We start from the raw sequence: 21,816 nt of genomic DNA, 5'->3' as shown, positions 1-21,816 counted from the left end.
ATCTTAACGATCAAATACTTGTGTCCCTATTCTGGAATGGTATAATGATGCATATATTTTGCAATAGCATTTGCTCTTCTATTGACATAAGACGAAGGATTACGGGCATCCCATGCACGAGGGTTCGGTAAGATAGCAATAATCAGTGCAGCCTGTTTTTTGGAAAGGTTAGTTCCATTTTTGCTAAAGTAGTATGCTGCAGCTGCATCTGCGCCATAAACTCCCTGTCCCATTTCGATGACATTGAGATAAACTTCCAGAATACGTTTTTTGCTCCAGAATGTTTCAATTAAAACGGTAAAGTAAGTCTCAAATCCTTTTCTTAACCAGGAACGCCCTGGCCATAGAAAGACGTTCTTAGCGACCTGTTGGCTGATTGTGCTTCCGCCACGGAGTTTTTTACCCTGTGCATTTTTCTTGATGGCATTTTGAATGCCTTTGAGGTCAAAACCCCAGTGGGTCATAAAGTGGGCGTCTTCCCCCGCAATGGCCGCCAGTTTTAAATTGTCCGAAAGCTCGTCGTAGCTCAGCCAGTTTTTTTCCAATTTAAATCCCTTGCCCTGTTCCTTAAGTTCAAAACCACGTTGAATCATTAACCAGGTAATAGGCGGATTAATAAAGCGCAAGCTGATTACCCAAAAAAGACTTATACCGATAAAATAAAGAACTACTCTGCTTATGATGCGGAGAATGGGTGATTTGATAGACTTCAATGGATTGAAGGAAACTTTCTTAAAGGTATTTTTTTGTTTGCTGGCTGTATTTTGCTTACCAGATCTCTTGATGGCCATGACTGAATTTTTTCGGATACAAACTTAGTGTATATTCTTGTTTAATGGAAATGATTTTATAGAGAAGTTGTGGGTATTGTTTGTCAAAGCGACGATATTATCCTATTTTTACGCTTCACAAATTTGATTTTAGAAGTTGGCAAAAGAAAAGAAAGTAACTCCGTTAATGCAGCAGTATAATGCGATCAAGATCAAGTATCCTGGAGCGTTATTGTTGTTCCGTGTTGGCGATTTTTACGAGACATTTGGTGAGGATGCAATCAAAGCGGCTCAGATTTTGGGTATCGTTTTGACCAAACGGGGGAATGGTTCGGAATCTGAAACAGCTTTAGCGGGGTTCCCGCATCACTCTTTGGAGACTTATCTCCCTAAATTGGTGCGTGCAGGTCAACGGGTAGCAATCTGTGATCAGCTGGAGGATCCCAAAACAACCAAGACGATCGTTAAACGTGGTGTTACCGAATTGGTTACTCCGGGTGTCTCTTACAATGATAATATTGTTCAACAGAAATCGAATAACTATCTCGCTTCTATTTTTACGGATAAGGATAAGATCGGTATTGCTTTTTTGGATATTTCGACGGGTGAATTTCTGGTTGCCCAGGGAAGCACATCTTATATTGATAAATTACTTCAGGGCTTCAAACCGACTGAGATCATTTTGCCAAAGAAACAGAGCAAGGATTTTATCGAGCAATTCGGAGCACATTATTACACTTATTTTTTGGATGAGTGGCCTTATACGGGTGACTATGCGACCGAAGCTTTATTGAAGCATTTTGAAGTTGCCTCCTTGAAAGGCTTTGGCGTAGACCGGATGACTGCAGGAATCGTTGCTGCTGGGGTTGCACTGCATTACCTCAATGAGACGGAACACCGTAATCTACAGCATATCTCTACGCTTTCACGGATCGAAGAGGACCGGTTTATGTGGCTCGATCGATTTACGATCCGTAATCTGGAACTGATCGGTTCGATGAATGAGAATGCCGTTACGCTATCAGATGTCCTCGATCAAACAGCAAGTCCAATGGGTGCACGGCTACTCAAGCGTTGGATCGTCATGCCGTTGAAAGATAAAAAGGGTATTCAGGAACGTTTGAACGTTGTGGATTTCTTTTTTAATAACCGTGAACTGCGGGACGACTTGATTGGTCAGATTAAGCAAGTCGGTGATCTAGAACGACTGATATCAAAAATTGGGCTCCAGAAGGCCAATCCAAGAGAGATCGTGCAATTAAAACGCGCCTTGTATGCCATTGAAAAACTGAAGGAATTGACTGACCGAAAGGACGCGCAATCTCTGGCTGTGATATCTGATCAATTGGATGCTTGTGCTGCTATCAGGGAACAAATAGAACAACAAATACAGGCTGAACCTCCAGTTGCAATCAATAAAGGTAATGTAATCGCTGCGGGAGTTGATGCTGAACTGGATCGCCTTCGTAAGATTTCTTTCGGGGGTAAGGACTATTTGCTGGAAATTCAAAAAAGGGAAGCTGAACTGACGGGTATCCCATCTTTAAAAATCGCATTCAACAATGTCTTTGGTTATTATCTTGAGGTGACCAATACACATAAAGATAAGGTTCCAACAACGTGGATACGTAAGCAAACTTTGGTGAATGCCGAAAGATATATCACAGAGGAACTCAAAGAATATGAAGAGCAGATCCTTGGGGCGGAGGAAAAGATCCAGGCATTGGAAAATAGATTGTATGCTGAGCTATTGGTTGCGATTGCAGCATATATCAAACCCATTCAGCTGAATGCACAGCTTATTGCCAAGTTGGATGTTTTACTCAACTTTTCCATCGTCGCCGAAAAAAACTATTACGTCAAACCTGAAGTGAGCGATAGTAAGATTTTGGATATCAAGGGCGGACGGCACCCTGTGATCGAAAAGAATCTGCCCATAGGGGAGGACTATATCACCAACGATACTTATCTTGATCCGAAAGCGCAACAGATCATTATTATTACCGGCCCCAATATGGCGGGTAAATCGGCCCTGCTACGTCAGACTGGCCTGATCGTATTGATGGCGCAGATCGGTTGTTTTGTCCCAGCCAAGGAAGCTAAAATAGGCTTGGTGGACAAGATATTCACCCGTGTAGGAGCTTCAGATAATTTGTCTTCCGGAGAGTCTACATTTATGGTGGAGATGAACGAAACGGCCAGTATCATGAACAATCTTTCTGATCGGAGTTTGATCCTTTTGGACGAAATTGGACGTGGAACAAGTACTTATGATGGAATTTCAATCGCTTGGGCGATAGCAGAATATTTGCATAATCATCCTGCTGCTAAAGCAAAGACCCTCTTTGCGACACACTACCATGAATTGAATGAGCTGTCAACTTCCCTTGACCGTATCAAAAATTATAATGTAACCGTAAAGGAAGTCAATAATAAAGTGATCTTTTTGCGTAAACTGGTACCGGGGGGATCCGAGCATAGTTTTGGTATCCATGTTGCCAAGCTAGCGGGGATGCCACCAAAATTATTGAACCGTGCCAATCAGATTTTAAAACGATTGGAACAGGAGCGTACTGGTGGGGAGCAGATCAAAGATAGTATGCGTAAGATTCAGAAACAGGCCTACCAATTGCAGATGTTCTCTATTGATGATCCTGTTTTAAATAAAATTCGCGATATGTTGAATAACCTTGATGTTAACTCGTTGACTCCTGTGGAAGCCTTGATGAAGCTGGATGAAATCCAGCGTTTACTAAAGAATTAACGAGCGATATAGCCGCTTGAGGAAATACCATTCATTTTGCATAAAACGTTGTTACTGCTAAATGAATGGTGTTTTTTTTTGAATTGTCTGTTTTTTATTGAGTCGTATCTGTCATAAGATAACAATACTCTCGCTATGCTGTTTATTGGCCAGAAAGAACTTTCAGTCAATTTACAATGCTGTTGGTCTCGTGACAGCACGAACGCTTTATCTTATCTATTCCTATTATTCCTTTTGGAATCAGAATACATTTTTCAGTGTACAAACATTCCAAAAGTTTTATCTTTGGCTCATGGCGTCAATTTTTCGATTTAAACAGTTTGAAGTTGATCAATCCAATTGTGCGATGAAGATCAATACGGATGGGGTATTACTGGCATCATTGGTTGATACAGACAATGCGAAGCGTGTTTTGGATGTAGGGACAGGTACGGGGGTGATTGCCCTTATGTTGGCACAACGCTTGGTAAATAGCTGGATAGAGGCTGTGGAGATAGATGCGTTGGCCGCAGAGATGGCGAGTAGCAACTTTAGTAATTCGATTTTTGGTAGCCGCCTGGTATTACATGCCAAGTCATTTCAACAATTGCAGATAGATAAGCCCTATGATCTGATTGTATCGAACCCTCCCTTTTATACGGATTCGTTGCATAATCCCGATGCACGGAAGAAATTGGCCCGGCATACGGATCTGGATTTTTTTCAGGAACTGCTACAATTTGCATCGTCGCATTTAACTCCAGTGGGAAGATTAGTTTTGATTCTCCCTACCCAGCTTGCAGAAACCCTAACCGCATTGGCAATCGATCATGGATTGCATTGTACGGCCGAAATTCAGATAAGATCATTCGATGGGGAGCCTATTATTCGGAAGATTGTGACCCTCGGACGTATACCGTCGACAGTGCTTAAACAGCGTGAATTTGTGATTTATCAATCTAAAGGTGTTTACTCGGAATCTTACAAGAATGCCTTGGCGCCTTATTTTTTAGCTTTCTAAACTATGACAAAAATTGGACTTCTTTCGGATACCCATTCTTATTTAGATGAATCTGTATTCAAGTACTTTGCTGATTGTGATGAAATCTGGCATGCAGGGGATTTTGGCGAGGCTGATGTAGCGGACCAATTGGAAGCTTTTAAACCTTTGCGCGGGGTGTACGGAAATATAGATGGAAGGGATCTGCGGTTACGTTTTCCCGAAGATCTGCGATTTACCTGTGAGGAAGTGGAGGTTTTTATGACCCATATTGGCGGTTATCCGGGAAAGTATGCAGTAAGGATAAAGGCGGAGTTAATGGCCAATCCACCCAAATTGTTTATCACGGGACATTCCCATATTCTCAAAGTCGTGTTTGATCCCAAAATCAATTGTCTTCATCTCAACCCCGGCGCTGCAGGAAAACATGGCTGGCATAAAGTAAGAACACTCATGCGCTTTGAGATCAATAAAGATAAGATTGAAAATCTCGAAGTTATTGAGCTAAAGGACAGATAGCTAATTAAAGATCTGTTTGCAGGCTTCTATAGATCAGATTTTATTTCCTGTTCTTTCTTGATGGTAGTCCATCTTCGGGATACTGTAGTCGTAGGACAGCCTATCTTTGATGGCTTATAAGGAATCACGTACTTCCAAAAGAAAGCTTTTTAACCGCTCTAAAGAGTCCACTACGCGTTGATTTTCTTTTGCTTCTGATTTATTGTCACGGAGATAGTCTCTTGCTCCCTGCAAGGTGTAACCCTTTTCTTTGACAAGATTGAATATAATTTTGAGGTTCGCAATATCCTCCTGTGTAAAGAGACGATTGCCCTTTTTATTTTTCTTGGGTTGAAGGATATCAAATTCACGCTCATAAAAACGTATCTGGGATGCATTTACATCAAACATCTCTGTCACTTCTCCCATTGTATAATACAATTTATTTATTTCACGCTCTTTGTACGGCATATCTTCGCAATTAATCTATAGCAAACTTAATAAAAATTCCAATTCAAAAAGAAATTTTGCAATCTCTTATTTTAATTCAGGGGGAAATAAAGCCATGAATTTGAGTCGATAATAAGAAATGGTGTTTTTTATTCCGGCAGATTTTTAAAGGTGGTGAATGTCTGCTTGGTGCATTCTTGTAGTGGCGGTAGACCTTGGGTTTATGCTGTTGCTATTTGTATAGGATGGTTTGCATTGTAAATGAAGGCTAAATTAGTTAAGTTTGGCTGGGTTTGAAACTTAATGTTGATCGATCGCATGATTATAGTTAGCAAATTTTGGACAAATTTATTCTCTTTTGGTAAAGCTAATGCGATTACTATCTTTCCTGTTATTTTTTTAAAATATGGTTATTTTAAAAATAACAAAGCATTAATCCGTCATGAACGCATTCATTTGCGTCAGGCGCTGGAGTTGGGGATCGTATTTTTTTACTTATGGTATCTGCTTGAATTTGTCATCCGTTTTGTTCAGCTGCGAGATTTTGACAAGGCCTATCTTCATATTTCTTTTGAACGGGAAGCTTATTGCCATGAAGAAGATTCTGATTACTTGTCAAAAAGGAAGACCTGGGCATTTTGGTGCTATTTATAGGTATGAATCGATAATTAAATGATAAAAAAAGCTCCTAAAATATTTTAAGAGCTTTTTATATTTAAATTCCTTTTGTTCGTTTTATCCGACCAATTTGAGATAAGTAGCCACTTTGTCTTTTAATTGTCTACGGTCAACAATGAAGTCTAAAAATCCATGTTCAAGTACAAACTCGGATGTCTGGAATCCTTTAGGAAGATCTTTTTTAATTGTTTCTTTAATAACACGTGGACCGGCAAATCCGATTAACGCGCCTGGTTCAGCGATATTGACATCACCTAGCATCGCATAGGATGCAGTAACGCCACCTGTTGTTGGATCTGTCAATAGACAAACATAAGGAAGGCCTGCCTGTGCCAATAACGCTAATTTAGCTGAAGTTTTTGCCATTTGCATCAAAGAGAATGCAGCTTCCATCATACGCGCACCACCTGATTTTGAAATCAACATAAATGGAATTTTATGTTCAAGACAATAATCAATCGAACGTGCTATTTTTTCTCCTACAACAGATCCCATTGATCCGCCAATGAAGCTAAAGTCCATACAGGCAATCACGATATCTTTGCCATTCATTTTTCCGTGACCTGAGCGTATTGCATCTTTCAGTCCTGTTTTTGCCTGACTTTCTTTTAAACGTTCAGGGTATGGTTTAGAATCAAAGAATTCCAGTGGATCACCAGAATTTAGATTAGGGAATAGTTCGGTAAATTCGTTATTGTCAAATAAAATTGAAAAATATTCTTTGGAGCCAATTCTTAAATGATGGTCACAATATTGACAAACATAGTCGTTTTCTACTTGTTCAAGATGCAACAACGGCTTTTTACACGTGGGACACTTGTTCCACATGCCATCTGGTGCTTCTTTTTTATTAGCGGTAGCTGTGCTAATACCAGCTTTTTCTCTTTTAAACCAACTCATACGATAGTTCTTATTCGATTACAAACTTAGATAAAAATGCTTTTATATACAATTATAATTGTGTTGAATGTAAGTGGCAGTAAATCAATAGATTTGTCTGGAAAGCTTACTTGTTGTTATTCTGGTGCATGATAATAGACCAGATTAGAACGCAAATTGTTTTGTTAAAAAAAGAGTTGAAGTCAGGTGAAATAGGAGGATTGAACCAAAAATTTGGGCACAAAAAAAGGGTAAGCTACTCCTATCGCACCGCTCAACCAAATACCCTTGCTTTGTTCCCAACCTGGGGGAGTCAATGGGAGCTGGTCGTAGAAGACTTACCCGCCACAAAAGTAGAAAAAAAAATAGTTTTAGGAAAGAAAAAATGCCTTTTTATTCTAGGATGCTGATTTTCATGAGAATAAATTGTTTGGATGGCCATCTTGCCGGTTTAAATAATCTCTTAAGATGGCCAAGTGGTATTTATTATGCCTCACATCTTCCTTTTATCGTACTCACCCAACAAAGAATAGTAACCAAATAGTCCTAAACCGAGGGAAATGATCGGCGTTAATATACAAAGTATAATGATACCAAAGACCAGATCTTCTTGGTGTCCTGTTGAAATCTTAGGTAATGCCAGTTCAAAAATGGAGAAGTATGCGGTGTATATGGCCAAGATGATCCATACAATACCAAGAAGCTTTTTTAGATTATTCATGATTTGGAGGTGTTGATGTGTTGTTGATATATAGACTACCAATGATAAAGCAGACAGCGGCTATAATGATGGGGTATCCTAATCCCGCTAAATAAAATTGTGGGGTATTTGAAGCCTCCGCATTTGTGGTGAGGTAAGTGGAAACTGCGGGTAGGAGCCCTCCGAATATACCATTACCGACGTGGTAGGGCAAAGACATAGATGTATATCTGATTTTTACGGGAAATAGTTCGACCAAAAATGCCGCAATCGGTCCATATACCATCGTAATATAGATCACTTGAATAAAGATAAGGGCGACGAGCAGGATATAATTTTTACCGGCCAAATGGGTGGTTGTTTTAATCGTTTCTTTGCCTTTAAGCTCACCTGTCTGATGTAGTATTTTTGAACTTGTCATTTCTGTTCCATCGTCATATTGACTTTTGGTGACGGTAACGATGGCGGAATTTTGTTCGGTGGCTGCTGTTGTTGTTTCGTTTAATTTTGTTTTCTGTTGAACATTCGCTAGTTGATACATGGATGCGTAGATTGGACGGTAGGTCAGCACGGCAAGGAGCATCCCGCCCAACATGATCCATTTGCGGCCGACTTTATCACTAAGCCATCCAAAGACGACAAAGAAAGGTGTGCCAAGCAGCAGTGCGATACCTAAGATGGTATCCGCCTGATCGGATTGGAGATGCATGACTGTTTTCATGAAACTCATGGAATAGAATTGACCAGTGTACCAAACCACACCTTGTCCCATCGCGGCACCAAATAGGGCTAATAACACAAATTTTAGGTTATAGCGATTTCCGAAACTTTCCTTTAGCGGATTTGTACTTGTTTTTCCTTCAGCTTTAGCTTTGCTAAACTCGGGTGATTCCTTCATCTTCTTACGGATGAGGTAGGATACATATACCATAACCAACGAGAGTAAAAAAGGGACACGCCAGCCCCAACTGTCGAACTGGGGTTCACTCAGAAAGCTCTTGGTTAAAAGAATTACCACGAGGGATATAAATAGACCAAATGTGGCGGTCGTCTGTATCCAGGATGTCCAATAACCACGTTGCCCCACCGGCGCATGTTCTGCAACATAAGTGGCAGCGCCACCATATTCACCTCCCAAAGCAAGGCCTTGTAAGAGCCGTAGAATCAAAACAATTAATGGTGCCCAGAAACCGATGCTTGCATAACTAGGGATACAGCCTATCAAAAATGTTGCACCACCCATGAGCATCAGTGTGACCATAAAGGTGTATTTGCGTCCTATGATATCGCCTAATCGACCAAAAAACAACGCGCCGAAGGGACGTACGACAAATCCAGCAGCAAAAGTGGCTAAAGTAGATAGAAAAGCCGCTGTCGGATTGTCGGCGGGAAAAAACTTGGTGGAAATTACGATGGAGAGGCTTCCGAAAATAAAAAAATCATACCATTCAATAAGTGTCCCCATCGATGAGGCTCCGATGACCTTCCAGATGCTCTTTGTACTGTTGTCGTTCATTAATAATTGGTTTAGTGTTATGCTTACTTACTTACTTACTTACTTACTTACTTACTTACTTACTTACTTACTTACTGCAGAAATCTAATTGTCTCATTTAATCTCTTGTTAGGATAATGCATTGAAAACCTATTTTGTTGCTACGAGTGCTTGCCCAATTGATTTATAGACTTTTCCGGGCAGTGAATGGATCAATGATTGCATTTCCAATTCCAATAAGACCAGCGCCAATTTACTCTGAGGCCATTGGAGTTGCTCAATCATTTGATTCAGCTCCAGTTGTCCCGTTGCATGAATGAGATTAAAAACACGTTCCTGGTCTTTGTCTAACTTAAATGGAAGTGCTAATTGTTGGTTGGCTTCATTTTTTTTACGGATTTCCCAATTCATCAAATATTCGAGATCCTGTACATGCCTGATCATATGTGCCCGATTTGTTTTGATCAGATAGTTGGTTCCCTCGCTACTCTTTTCGTAAAGGGATCCAGGAAATGCGCATACATCTCTATTATAGCTATTTGCTATTTCGGCTGTAATCAGCGCTCCGCCTTTGATCGCAGCTTCCACCACAATTGTAACATCGGCCATTCCTGCAATAATGCGGTTACGCATCGGGAAATTAACCCGCTCAGGTATGGTTTCAGATGTAAATTCGGTCAATAATCCTCCCTGTTCGAGCATCTTTGATGCAAGCTCACGGTGGGACGCAGGATATATGCGGTCCAGTCCATGGCCGAGTACTGCAACCGTTGGTATATTGTTCTTTAGGGCATTACGATGTGCCAATGCATCAATACCATACGCAAGCCCACTGACAATCAGTAGATCTTGATTTTCATTTAAGCCCTGCATAAAGTCTTCGCATAGTTGCTGGCCATAATGTGTTGCGTGTCTGGTCCCGACGATACTGATCACTTTGGTTGAGTTTAGTGCGGCATGTCCCTTATAATATAACATGAGTGGAGCATCATCACATTGTTTGAGTCGATCGGGGTAGTCCTTATCCTCGATCCATAGGGCTTTGATGCGATGTTTATCAATAAAAGCGAGTTCTTTTTCGCAGGCTTCTAGGTATGTTTTGTTGCAGATTGCGTCTGCAATTGATTCCCGTACGCCGGGGATTTGCATCAGATCTTTTTTTGAATAGGAAAATAGATCCGCTAAGCTTTCACTATGGGCCATGATGCTACGGGCTGTTCTAGGGCCAATGCCCTTGATCTTAGTCAAAGCTATGGGATAAATTAGTTTCATAATCGGTGTTTTAAATATAATGAAAATTTATAACTTCTTGTATGACTTTTCGTTAGAATGAAAGTCATTTTGAAGATTATTCTTGTTAACATACATTGCTTTGATAAGAAGACGTTGGGGAAGTCGTGAGACTACGACACATTCTTTGGATTTCATAAAAGGGATGAGCTGTTGAATAATGTAAGGTATATTTGAAACGGGAATATTTAATTGTGTTAGTGGTGCAATTTGCGAACTTTCTTTTATGGGGAAGAAATTGAGGCCCTGTTTGGAAAGAATGTGCTGGATTTGGTAGCTTTGCTTGATTAACAATATTTTTAGCATGGAAATGAAAGAACCTTTTGATATCGAGTTAGGTGACGTGATTTATTCTGTTTTTCCGGAAGAGGAAGATACCTATGTAGTCTTTAAAGATGGAATGGAATATGTGAAAATTATTAAGGATACGGATACGACTTGGTTGAAACTGAATCCTGAAACTGAGTTGCCAATGTTCGGCATGGACGAAGAGATTAACCTGATCGGTGAGGAGATCAAAAAAGAACTGGGGCAATAAGTCGTATAAGTTAAAGATCGTTAAAGTCATTTCGGCCTTATTTCCTGTTGATTATCTTAGGGTAATCAATTATAGATATGGCACGTATTGGTTTCCTGTTTTTAGTCGCTTTTTGCGTTTATTTTGCTTGTGATCGGCCGGTTTTCGCTCAGCCTGTAGAATTCGTTTTGCAGGATACCGTAAAAAAGAAGAATGGAAAAGATACGCTTCGGTTAGATACAGTCCAGGTGAAGCGTAAAAATAACCCAGCCGACGACAGGCTTAACGAAAAAAAAGAAACTTACAAATCCATTTACGCCTTAGGGGATAGCAAGGAGATGGTCGCCTTACCCAAGAAAGGTGGGATAGGGCTTAGTATTAATAAGCTTTATAATAAATTAAGTCGAAAAGGACGGAATGCGAGAAAGCTTCAGCGACAGTTTGAAAAGGAATACCAACAGGATCTGATTCGGGAGGAATGGCACCTGCTGACGAAAGAATACAGTAAGTTGTCCGGAGATTCATTGCGCAAATTTAGGATATATTATGAACCCACTATAAAGTGGTTCCGTGAGCATGATCGGTATGAGAAGATCGCTTATATACATAAGTGCTTAACATATTATCTAGATTCTGTAGACATTATCCATAGGCGGCTTCAGTTTCCTATGGGTAATGCACAACTTTAACTACATCGGTACGTATACCAAGTATTTCGTATCGAAAAAATCTTCCTTAAAGTAGCTCGAGAGCGGGTGCAATTCGGCTTTTAATTTGGATTCTTTGATTTCTTCACTGAGGTCGCCACCTTTCAGATATAGAATTCCGTTCGGGATTCCATTTTTATCTTTCTTTACAAATTTATTTCGGATCCAGGGGGTGAACTCTCCAAGTCTGGTTACTGCCCGAGAGATGACAAAATCATATTTATCGTCCAATTGTTCTGCGCGAATGTGGTCAGCTTCAACATTCTTAAGGCCAAGCGCTGCAGCCACTTCTCGAACTACCTTGATTTTTTTTCCGATAGAATCCACTAAATGAAACTTAACTTCTGGAAACAGGATCGCCATGGGAATACCCGGAAAACCGCCGCCGGTTCCGACATCTAAAACCTGTGTTCCTGGAGCTAGCTCCTGTACAAATTTGGCAATGCCCAATGAATGTAAGACATGGTGAAGGTATAGACTATCGATGTCCTTACGTGAAATTACATTGATCTGACTATTCCATAAAGTATAGAGGTCTGCAAGTTTGGCAAACTGCTCTTTCTGTGTATCCGTTAATTTCGGGAAATAGTTGTATATGATATCGACTGTAGGATTCAAAATGTGATGTTTTAAGGGTGAATTATTTCCAGCTTATTTTTTTCTTCTTTCGGCTGAACAAACCATTGATGCAAATATAGAAATAGTAGATGAAGTCTACCAAAGGAAGCCACCAAATCAGTTCTTTCACTTCAAGTTTCTTGTAAATAGCTGTAAAAACGGCCCATTGGCAGAATAGTCTCAATAGGTAAGCCGTAAGGGCAACATACCAAAAAGAAGGGAACGCAATAGCCACCGCGATTAGGGTTAGGTAGAACAATACAGCAGATACCAGTTGTGTGCCCAGCATGCGCTGGTGACGTTTTCTATAAATAGTAGAGGCACCTGAATGTCTTGCTTTTTGTTTATAGTAGCTTTTCCAAGTTGTTTTGGGTGCGGAGTAAACAATAGCGGCCGGTGAAAGGGCGATATTGACATTTATCGCTGTTGCATTTTGATTGACAAAAAGATCATCGTCACCTGATTTAATATGCATGTGAGCTGCAAATCCTTTGTTGCGAAAGAAGAGCCCTTTCTTGTAGGCCATGTTGCGGCCCACGCCCATATAAGCATCTCCTTTGAGTGCATAGGCGAGGTAACTCATGGCTGTGTGGCTCGTTTCGAACCGGATTAAGAGATTGAGTAGCCCTCTTTTCTTAAAATAAGGTGAATAGCCCAATACGATTTCGGTTTCAGGCTTAAAGGCGAATGCTATCTCTTTCAGCCACTGATCGGATTGTGGAGCGCAATCTGCATCGGTAAATACCAAGGTCTCGTGTTTTGAAGCCTTGATCCCCATACTTACTGCGAATTTTTTACCATGTTTCAATCGGATATGTTCCTTGATCTCAACAATCTTTAAATGGGCATATTGTTCATCAAACTCCTGCAGTACCCAAGGGGTTTCATCTGTCGAGAAATCGTTGACGACAATCACTTCGAAATTGGGATAATCTTGATTTAGGATACTGGGTAGGAATTCCCGAAGATTATCCTGCTCATTGTGCGCGCAGATAATAACAGATAGGGGCGGAAGATCGGTTTCCGTTTGATTAGATTCAATTTGGTACCTGCTCAATTTGCTGTAAACAAATAAGATGTAATATAATTGTGCCAATAGGAAAAGACCTAATATTCCAAATACAATATATGGAAGATTGGCCAAAAATACATGTAGGTCAAGCATAGCCCACAAAGATAAGCGCAATCATAATCTTTTTATAAAGGAAAATGATAATTTATTCCCGAAACATCCTGTTTGCAAATCTTTTTATAGTATTTTTGCAACATATTTTAGGAAAAGACGGATGTCAATATACACGCTAGCGGAACCATATTTCCGTCGTTGAAAACAGTCTCGCGGTATTAATGGAAAAATATATACGGAGGTCAGTCTACTAAAATGAACTTAGTCTCAGAGGAAAATATTAATGAAATTTACGCTACAAGCACAAGATAGACTATCAAAAGCACGTGCGGGTGTTGTTGAAACTGCACACGGTCCTATTCAAACTCCTATTTTTATGCCTGTTGGTACTGCCGGTACGGTGAAGGCCATTCATCAGCATGAGTTGAAAAATGATATTGAAGCACAGATTATTCTAGGGAATACCTATCATCTTTATCTGCGTCCGGGATTGAATGTATTGAACAAGGCTGGCGGATTGCATAAGTTTAATGGCTGGGACCGTCCGATTTTGACAGATTCCGGTGGTTATCAAGTCTATTCCTTGACAGAAGTGCGTAAGATTAAAGAAGAGGGAGTAACTTTCCGTTCGCATATTGATGGTTCAAAACATCTTTTTACGCCTGAAAATGTAATGGATACACAGCGTATTATCGGTGCGGATATCATTATGGCATTTGATGAATGTACGCCTTACCCATGTGATTATGGTTATGCACGTCGTTCATTGGATATGACTCATCGTTGGTTGAAACGTTGTGTCGATCGTTTTGATAGTACGGATCCGCTGTATGGCTATGATCAGACATTGTTTCCGATTGTACAGGGATCAGTTTACAAAGATTTAAGAATAAAATCCGCGGAAACAATCGCATCCTTTAATCGGGATGGGAATGCAATTGGTGGATTATCTGTCGGAGAGCCAGCAGAGGAAATGTATGCAATGACCGAAGTGGTCTGTGATATTTTACCTAAAGAAAAACCGCGTTATCTAATGGGGGTAGGTACGCCAGTGAATATCCTGGAAAATATCGCTTTGGGAGTTGATATGTTTGACTGTGTGATGCCAACGCGTAATGCGCGGAATGGTATGCTCTTTACACAAAATGGGATCATCAATATCAAGAATGAAAAATGGAAGGATGATTTCTCGCCTATTGAAGCGGAAAGTGATTTACATGCCGATCAATTCTATTCAAAGGCTTATTTACGGCATCTGATAAAATCGCAGGAAATTTTGGGCGCGCAAATCGCTTCATTACACAATTTACATTTTTATCTTTGGTTGGTCAATCAAGCCCGTGAGAAAATCATCGACGGAACATTCTATGACTGGAAAAATAAAATGGTGAAAATTTTGGATCAGCGTTTGTAATAGCGTCAAATAAAAAATAAAATATAGATAAAGTATGTAAGTCCTAGGCTTGCAGTAGTAGAGTCTCAAATCTCATATCTTAATACTCAAATCTAACAATATGCTTTCGTTAATCGATCGTTACATCATCAAAAAGTACCTGACAACATTCGTGTTTACGATGGCCATATTCACCGTGGTGATGGTCGTCTTTGATGTATCCGAAAGATTGGATGACTTTCTGAAATATAAGGCACCTTTAGATAAGATTGTCTTTGAGTATTATGCGGGATTTATTCCATTCTATCTTAATTTTCTCTGTCCATTAATTAACTTCATTGCAGTTATCTTTTTCACGTCGAAAATGGCGGATCAGACGGAGATTGTTCCGATATTAAGTGCGGGGTACAGTTTCAACCGTTTGTTGCGACCATATATGATTGCCGCAACAATAATCTTTGCTGTTTCTTTCATATTTAATATATTCATTATTCCACATACGAATAAAATGAAAGTGGATTTTGAGAATATTTATGTAAAACCTTTGAAGGATAACTCCCGGGTATCCACACATATGCAGTTGGATAAAAACAGCTACGTTTATATTGATAATTTCGATAACACCACCAAGACGGGCTATGGTTTTGTGCTGGAGATTTTCAAAGGTGATACCTTAAGAGAGAAGATGATGGCGGACCGTATCACATGGGACTCCGTAGCGACGAAATGGAAAATAGAGGGCTACACAAACCGGATTATCAATGGGCTACATGAGCGAATGGACAAAGGGACAGTCAAAGATACGACCTTGGATATGAAACCCTCGGATTTTGAATTAAGGGATAATATGTTTACTGCAATGGACACGCGGGAACTTAATGTCCGTATCCATAAAGAGAAAACTAGGGGGACAGGAGTCATGAATGATCTGTTGCTTGAAAAATATAAACGTTATGTTTATCCATTTTCGGCTTTTGTTTTGACACTTATGGGAGTTGCGCTTTCTTCCAAGAAAGTCAGGGGGGGGATCGGTTTAAGTTTGGGTATCGGAATCGGCTTAAGTTTTACGTATATTGTTTTTATCCAGTTTGCTACCATGTTTTCACTGAAAGGGGGATTGCCGCCATTGATAGCGGTATTGATTCCAAATGTGACTTTTTTATTGGTCGCAGTTTATCTTGCGATAAAAGCACCAAAATAGCTCCAATTCATATCACATTGGCTTAAGCAGTTAATATAACAAAGGGAAAAATAAGCGCTGCTGCTAATCGTTTCATCGCTATTACAAAATAATTTATATTCTATTGAATATGTCTAAAATTCAGCTAAATCGGAATATTCTAATTCTGCATTTAACAATTCTTATTTGGGGGTTTACAGGGATTTTGGGTAGTCTCATTTCTGTTTCTGCCATTCACCTGGTTTGGTATCGTGTAGCGATAGCGTCTGTTTCACTACTGGCCTATTTTCTGTTGACCAAACAATCGATATTGGTTTCTAGAAAACAGTTTTTCCAGTTTTTTATGGTGGGGGCTATTGTTGGTTTACATTGGGTCTTATTTTTCTATTCCATCAAAGTATCAACGGTCTCGGTGACTTTGGTAACTTTATCCTCTGTGACATTGTTTACGGCTATATTGGAACCTATTGTTAACAAAAGACGTATCGCGTTATTGGATATTGTCGTTGGTCTGGTAATCATTTTGGGGATTTACACCATATTTTCGTTTGAGACACATTATCTGCTTGGTCTATTGGCTGGCCTCGGTTGCGCTTTCTGTGCAAGTATATTTTCTATTGCCAATGCTAGGATGGTCAAGAAATCCAGTCCAACGCTGATTACATTTTATGAAATGCTAGGAGCCTGTTTTTGGATCAGTATATTAATGCTATTCACAGGGGATTTTAGTACTGAGATGTATCTAGGACAACAGGATTTGATCTATCTGCTGTTGTTGGGGGTAGTCTGTACGGCAGTAGCCTATGTGATGGGAGTAGCGGTGATGAAGGAACTATCGGCTTTTACTGTTGCATTGACGACTAACCTCGAGCCGGTATATGGTATACTTTTGGCGATGTTGATTTTTGGACAGAAGGAAACCATGAGCGGTGGGTTTTATCTCGGAGCATGTATCGTTCTCGGTGCTGTATTTACCTATCCTTATGTGAAAACGAAGTTGGAGAAACGACAAAAGGAGCTAATCATCCGCAAATTGCACTAAAGATTACTGAGGTGTCCAGCAAAGTTGGACACCTTTTTTCTTTCACTCTGCTCATATTCTTTCACTCTACTCTTACTCGCTTGCAGATCTATTTCACTCTTCAAATGCAGCGGATTTGCTTCTTTTGAACCCCACCCTCATCCTATCTTTCAGGCGAACTAAAATATAAATTCTCCCACTAACATATTTCTTTCTTTGTCGCGGTCAAGGTAGATCGTTGTGAGTTTGCGCTCTTGTCTTCCTGAACTATAATAGGTGAAGATTTCAGCTAAGACAGCGGCAGGGCCAGCCAGAGTCAAGGAGCTATCGTTATAGAAATCAACTTCTATTTTATATTTCCCTTTCAATGCTTTTTTTAATAAGAATTGTTCTGGACCATAGCCTCCTGTAAAATCATTACTTAGCCGACCTCCAATGGCTGTTGCGGGGTTGCTGTAAAAGCATTTTTCTCCATTGGGGTCTGTGACCCAGAGATCAATATCGGTATTTTGGGAATTCCAATTGATGACTACCCGCATGTCAACAGGTAAGTCAGCGACAAGTTTCTTTTCCACAGCAACTTTAGCCGTTGCACTTTTCTGGAGTTTGATAAGGTTATTGATCTCCATCACAAGGATTTCCTCAATGCCATCGTCCCGATTAGCGGCCTCGGGTGAATAACTTTGTGTCAAAATGCCATAAAGTTGTTCCAGCGCTTCTTTGTACCGACCCTTATCCTGTAATACCAGGGCATAATCACGATGACTTTGCGGATCCATTGGTCTCCATTTCAGTACTTTAGCAGTTATATACAATGCATTGTCAACATCTCCCCATTCCCTAAGCTTGTAGGAAATGGTCTTGTAAAGATCTGCATTTTCGATTTGCAGGTCAGCCAACGAACTTAGGGCGAGTAAAGCCTTTTGCCTATCTCCCTTTTTGAAAAAGAAGTTGGCAACATCGAAATAGAAGGTCGGTGTTCCCATATACTGATCCCGTAGCTGAAGATAGCTTTTGTAAGGATCTTTGGATTGATTGAGCTTCTTTAGGTAAGCATTGTCTTCCTTTATTTCGGGAATACTGATTTTGCCGGTTGCGTTGCTGAGGGTATTGGTCGCCCCTACTCCAGCTACGGGTACATCTACAGCTTCGTCAGCGACTATCGTGACGGATTCTTTAAGTACATCCTTCGATGAGATTTCTTCGAGTGTTACTTCGCTGGCCGCTTCAGTAGTAGCTCTTGAATTGGCGACTGCAGACATGCTCTTGCCGTCACTAGTCCCCACTGATGATCTGGATTCCACGACCGGTGGTGTGGCCACAGGGCTTGCCGAATGAGGAGTGGGGAGATGTGGGATGGTGGTGCTGGCAATTGGAGCCTCTTGTGCAATAGTTGTATCAGTAGGCCGGCCCCGTTGTGGATATTTGGTTTTTTGCTGGAAGTCGGTATTCCACCAGGATTGGAGTTGCTCGGTGATATTGTGGGCCAGGGTCAATAAATCTGCTACACGTTCTTCCTTTTCTATACGTTCTTCTTTTAGGAGTCGGTTGTATTCGGGAAGTAACTCTGCTGGCGGCATAATTGCATAGCGTACATAATCTTCCACATCTTCCAGAACAATTAGACTGGTATTTCGTGTCACTATGCCAAACTGTTTTCCGATTGCCTCGATTTCTTCACGATGATCTTCGTATTGGACGTCCAAGGCCTCTATTTTTTTCTGCGCCCAGATCTGTTGCAGATCGATCTCTCCATTGTCGGGTTTTAATGGCACTTTGATTTCTTTAATGATCTGTGTGCCATCACCGACTAAAACTGTGATTTCTTTTGCCCTACTGTCTTTGCCAAGTCCCGAGACAGAAAAATAAGATTGAACAGGTGAGCCTTTCTCAGGATAGATTTCTGTAAAAGCATCTTGTTCTTTTACTCCGAAAAAGAGCAGGTCGAGCAGATTTAACGTACTGTAGGCTTGAGTTACGGTCGTATTTGTCAAATTAATCATTTTCCCATAATGGGCCTGAGCAATTTGTTTTAGATTGGCATAGTCTGAACTGCTTGAGGAGGTGATACAGTAAGTAGGCTGATCAAGTTCAATTTTACCCTTGCCGAATGTTGAAAGTCCGTCGCTGAAAAACAGGTAATTTGCGCCATGCAGTACGCCGCTCTTTACTTGGCTATAGTCAGTTCCACCATCATAGACAGTCTGTTTTAGATAATTTCTCAACTCTTCCCAGTTTCCCTGACTGATCTGAAATGTCCGGGCTTTGCTGAAACGTATGTCTAAATAACCTAGATCCACGGATATATTCTGGTTGTCACTGAAAAACTGATCCAGGAGGCTCAACTCTTTTTCGAGATCTCTATTTTTTGAACTTAATGAACGATCCCAGATAATGGCGATACTGTTGCCCCATTTTTTTTGCGTCTGCTTGGGTATTTCCAATTTCGCATTGGCAAGAAAGTAAAAACTGCTATCCTGGTTGAATTGTTTTAATCCTGAGACGGTGTTTTCGCTTAAAGGGAGTTTAATCGCGAGATTCTTTGAGGATTTAAACTTTTGCTTATGTAATGTAGCTGCGTAGTTATGGTTTTGTTCAGTAAATGCCAAGGAACCATCAGGCAGCTCTGTAAAGCTTGGCTTCTTATTGCCTTGGTAGACATTGATGTTCAGCTCGACGTTTTCAATAAGGAAATTATAGTTCAAAGGCAGATAATAATATAATGCCTGATCGGATTCTGGTGTTAAGTTCTCGGAATAACTGATCTGGATCGTACGTCGTCCTTTCGAAGGTAGGGGATAGATTCGGCTTCGGAAATTGTTTCCTTCTACTTTTTCGAGCAATCCGGGGTCTACACGTCGTGTTTCTATACTTTCAAAAACTTCGGTGCCTTTATGTTTGTCTACCGGTACCGCCTGACGTAGTTTTCCGTTGATATCCAGTGCATAACCGCTAACGGAAACACCTTCAGGCATCGGGAAAGTAAGTTCCCCTTCAAGATCCCGGTCTGTGCTGTTTTCGAAAGTCATGGTCATCGATGTTTTTGCAATATTTCCAAAAATACTGACAGCTACTTTTAGGTCGACCAGTTTTGCTGCATCGATACCTTGCTCGTTTTTTATTTTTAAGCTGGGTACCTCACGGGCAGGTCTTACTTGAGACTTTGTATCCACATTGGAAAATACCAATAGGGTGAGGAGGGCTAATATTGTCTTTTTCATCCGTATAAATTTGTTGGTTTATTTTTATCGGAGTCGGAACGCGCTCAAACTCCTTTGCCTATTTTTCCTTGGATGCAATGAAAAATCAAATTCCATAAAGGCAAGCTATTTTTATTTGTCATTATGATGTGGTGGTGGATGTAAGTTATTTAAACATTTGTTAATGATTGCCTAATATGCGAGGTTTATGTTTGCAGGATAATAGAACAAATTATGAGAAAATTATACAGTGCCTTGGGGATTGCTCTTTTGTGTGCCTCCTGCAGTAAGGACGATGTGTCAAAGATAATCGATCCAATTGTTAATTTAACTTATCCGGATAAGGCAGTAGCCACAGATCCAAAAGTATTGGGTACGGTTGGTGAAGTCAAGGTATACAATGGTGGGTATGGGTCTTCTATGGTTCAGGATCCGAATGATAAAACCGTCTTTTATTTATTAACGGATCGTGGACCAAATATTGATGGAACAGAGAAAAACAGCAAAGTTTTTGCTAACCCAATGTTTACACCGCAGATCGGTAAATTTCGATTAAAAGATAATGTGCTGGTTTTTGAATCAGCAATTGAATTAAAGAATAAAAACGGCGTAAAATTGAACGGCTTGCCGAACCCTGAGGGTAAAGGTGGGTCGGGAGAAAAAGCGTTGGATACGAATGGAAATGATTTGGGAAAAAGCGAAGACGGTATCGACTCGGAAGGATTGGCGAGAGCTGCCGATGGCTCTTGGTGGGTAAGTGACGAATATGGGCCACATATTGTTCACTTTGATGCTTCTGGAAAGGAGATTGAGCGGATCAATCCTTGGACAACAGGGAAGAAATTACCATTGGTATTTGCTAAGCGTCGTCCAAATCGCGGAATGGAGGGCTTGACTATTACGCCGGATGGAAAGACACTGGTTGGTATCATGCAATTTCCCCTCTATAATCCTTCTAAGGATGCGGTGAAGAATTCTTTGGTTATCCGTATAGTCACTATGGATATTGCGACAGGAAATACAAAACAGTATGTCTATATGATGGAACAGCCGGACCTGCAAGCCGTGAGTGAAATTGCTGCGGTGTCTAACTCTACGTTTATTGTACTGGAACGTGACGGTGAATATGCGACGGCGGCAACACGGAACAAGGTATTCAAAAAAATCTATCATATAGACCTTTCGGGGGCAACGGATATATCTGATGATAAAAATGGGGAGAATGGGAAGCTGTTTTATGGGAAGAGTGTAGAAGAACTAAAAGACGCTGCTACCCTGGCTGCGAATAATATAATACCTGTAAAAAAAACATTAGTGTCTGATTTAATGACAGACATCAAAGAATTATATCCGCACGATAAAGCAGAAGGGTTGGCTGTTATTAATTCTTCTTTAATTGCAATATGTAATGATGATGATTTCGGGGTTACAGGAGAGGGGATTTATAAATCTAAGATATTACCTGCTATAAATACCGTTGATAAGAATGGTATTTACTTCATCAAGTTAAAGACTCCGTTAAAGTAAATGTTGTATAACAAAAACGCCTGT

At 40.4% G+C, this 21,816-nt stretch carries 19 protein-coding genes and 1 other RNA gene; 10 read left to right on the top strand and 10 right to left on the bottom strand.

Annotation, left to right across the window (positions count from 1 at the left end; genetic code table 11):
* Positions 1-26: 26 nt before the first annotated feature.
* Positions 27-791: a monofunctional biosynthetic peptidoglycan transglycosylase gene (mtgA, locus tag BWD42_RS18555; protein WP_077437907.1), complete on the bottom strand. Its 765-nt coding sequence runs from the start codon at positions 789-791 to the stop codon at positions 27-29.
* 136 nt (positions 792-927) lie between these two features.
* On the opposite strand from mtgA, the gene mutS reads away from it, so the two are divergent.
* The 3 genes from mutS (at position 928) to BWD42_RS18540 (ending at position 5,032) form a co-directional block, all read left to right on the top strand.
* Positions 928-3,534, top strand: a complete 2,607-nt coding sequence (mutS, locus tag BWD42_RS18550; protein WP_077437906.1) for a DNA mismatch repair protein MutS — start codon at positions 928-930, stop codon at positions 3,532-3,534.
* Between the two features lie 292 nt (positions 3,535-3,826).
* Positions 3,827-4,534, top strand: coding sequence for a tRNA1(Val) (adenine(37)-N6)-methyltransferase (locus tag BWD42_RS18545; protein WP_139351210.1), 708 nt, complete (start codon positions 3,827-3,829; stop codon positions 4,532-4,534).
* 3 nt (positions 4,535-4,537) lie between these two features.
* Positions 4,538-5,032 (top strand): metallophosphoesterase family protein, encoded by a 495-nt coding sequence (locus BWD42_RS18540; RefSeq protein WP_077437904.1) that lies wholly within the window; start codon positions 4,538-4,540, stop codon positions 5,030-5,032.
* A 114-nt stretch (positions 5,033-5,146) separates the two neighbouring features.
* Here BWD42_RS18540 and BWD42_RS18535 read toward each other — a convergent pair whose 3' ends face one another.
* The gene (locus BWD42_RS18535; RefSeq protein WP_077437903.1) at positions 5,147-5,482 is read right to left on the bottom strand and encodes a MerR family transcriptional regulator; all 336 of its coding nucleotides are present in this window, start codon (positions 5,480-5,482) and stop codon (positions 5,147-5,149) included.
* 297 nt (positions 5,483-5,779) lie between these two features.
* Here BWD42_RS18535 and BWD42_RS18530 point away from each other — a divergent pair, with 297 nt between their 5' ends.
* Positions 5,780-6,115 carry a hypothetical protein gene (locus BWD42_RS18530; protein WP_077438040.1) on the top strand — a complete coding sequence of 112 codons (336 nt, stop codon included), beginning with the start codon at positions 5,780-5,782 and terminating at the stop codon, positions 6,113-6,115.
* An 81-nt stretch (positions 6,116-6,196) separates the two neighbouring features.
* On the opposite strand, the gene accD is transcribed toward BWD42_RS18530, so the two are convergent.
* From accD to dprA, 5 genes are all read right to left on the bottom strand, one after another.
* The gene (gene accD, locus BWD42_RS18525) at positions 6,197-7,039 is read right to left on the bottom strand and encodes an acetyl-CoA carboxylase, carboxyltransferase subunit beta (RefSeq protein WP_077437902.1); all 843 of its coding nucleotides are present in this window, start codon (positions 7,037-7,039) and stop codon (positions 6,197-6,199) included.
* Between the two features lie 225 nt (positions 7,040-7,264).
* Positions 7,265-7,362, bottom strand: an RNA gene (gene ffs, locus BWD42_RS18520) — signal recognition particle sRNA small type.
* Positions 7,363-7,511: 149 nt separating this feature from the next.
* Positions 7,512-7,739 (bottom strand): DUF6814 family protein, encoded by a 228-nt coding sequence (locus BWD42_RS18515; RefSeq protein WP_077437901.1) that lies wholly within the window; start codon positions 7,737-7,739, stop codon positions 7,512-7,514.
* Entirely contained in the window at positions 7,732-9,234 is a 1,503-nt protein-coding gene (locus BWD42_RS18510) for an MFS transporter (RefSeq protein ID WP_077437900.1), read from the bottom strand. Before BWD42_RS18510 ends, BWD42_RS18515 begins: the two co-directional genes overlap by 8 nt.
* Before the next feature lie 129 nt (positions 9,235-9,363).
* The gene (gene dprA / locus BWD42_RS18505) at positions 9,364-10,485 is read right to left on the bottom strand and encodes a DNA-processing protein DprA (RefSeq protein ID WP_077437899.1); all 1,122 of its coding nucleotides are present in this window, start codon (positions 10,483-10,485) and stop codon (positions 9,364-9,366) included.
* Between the two features lie 322 nt (positions 10,486-10,807).
* On the opposite strand from dprA, the gene BWD42_RS18495 reads away from it, so the two are divergent.
* On the top strand, positions 10,808-11,041 hold the full coding sequence (locus BWD42_RS18495) for a hypothetical protein (RefSeq protein ID WP_077437897.1): 234 nt from the start codon (positions 10,808-10,810) through the stop codon (positions 11,039-11,041).
* A 77-nt stretch (positions 11,042-11,118) separates the two neighbouring features.
* Complete coding sequence (locus BWD42_RS18490; protein ID WP_077437896.1) at positions 11,119-11,709, top strand: hypothetical protein; 591 nt, start codon at positions 11,119-11,121, stop codon at positions 11,707-11,709.
* Here the strand turns inward: BWD42_RS18490 and rsmG are convergent, their stop codons facing one another.
* Both rsmG and BWD42_RS18480 read right to left on the bottom strand, forming a co-directional pair.
* Positions 11,710-12,345 (bottom strand): 16S rRNA (guanine(527)-N(7))-methyltransferase RsmG, encoded by a 636-nt coding sequence (rsmG, locus tag BWD42_RS18485; RefSeq protein WP_077437895.1) that lies wholly within the window; start codon positions 12,343-12,345, stop codon positions 11,710-11,712.
* A 22-nt stretch (positions 12,346-12,367) separates the two neighbouring features.
* Positions 12,368-13,510, bottom strand: coding sequence for a glycosyltransferase (locus tag BWD42_RS18480; RefSeq protein WP_077437894.1), 1,143 nt, complete (start codon positions 13,508-13,510; stop codon positions 12,368-12,370).
* Between the two features lie 244 nt (positions 13,511-13,754).
* On the opposite strand from BWD42_RS18480, the gene tgt reads away from it, so the two are divergent.
* From tgt to BWD42_RS18465, 3 genes are all read left to right on the top strand, one after another.
* Positions 13,755-14,885 carry a tRNA guanosine(34) transglycosylase Tgt gene (tgt, locus tag BWD42_RS18475; RefSeq protein ID WP_077437893.1) on the top strand — a complete coding sequence of 377 codons (1,131 nt, stop codon included), beginning with the start codon at positions 13,755-13,757 and terminating at the stop codon, positions 14,883-14,885.
* Positions 14,886-14,985: 100 nt separating this feature from the next.
* Positions 14,986-16,065, top strand: coding sequence for an LptF/LptG family permease (locus tag BWD42_RS18470; protein WP_077437892.1), 1,080 nt, complete (start codon positions 14,986-14,988; stop codon positions 16,063-16,065).
* A 109-nt stretch (positions 16,066-16,174) separates the two neighbouring features.
* A complete protein-coding gene (locus BWD42_RS18465) occupies positions 16,175-17,086 on the top strand; it encodes a DMT family transporter (RefSeq protein ID WP_077437891.1) in 912 nt (303 codons plus the stop codon).
* 158 nt (positions 17,087-17,244) lie between these two features.
* On the opposite strand, the gene BWD42_RS18460 is transcribed toward BWD42_RS18465, so the two are convergent.
* The gene (locus BWD42_RS18460; protein ID WP_077437890.1) at positions 17,245-20,286 is read right to left on the bottom strand and encodes a VIT domain-containing protein; all 3,042 of its coding nucleotides are present in this window, start codon (positions 20,284-20,286) and stop codon (positions 17,245-17,247) included.
* A gap of 213 nt (positions 20,287-20,499) precedes the next feature.
* Here BWD42_RS18460 and BWD42_RS18455 point away from each other — a divergent pair, with 213 nt between their 5' ends.
* On the top strand, positions 20,500-21,792 hold the full coding sequence (locus BWD42_RS18455; RefSeq protein ID WP_077437889.1) for an esterase-like activity of phytase family protein: 1,293 nt from the start codon (positions 20,500-20,502) through the stop codon (positions 21,790-21,792).
* The last annotated feature ends 24 nt before the right edge of the window (positions 21,793-21,816 follow it).

The organism is Sphingobacterium sp. CZ-UAM, assembly GCF_002000245.1.
Taxonomy (GTDB): Bacteria; Bacteroidota; Bacteroidia; order Sphingobacteriales; family Sphingobacteriaceae; genus Sphingobacterium.
Note: the sequence above shows the minus strand (reverse complement) of the source record. Positions and strands in the feature narration are given on the sequence as shown.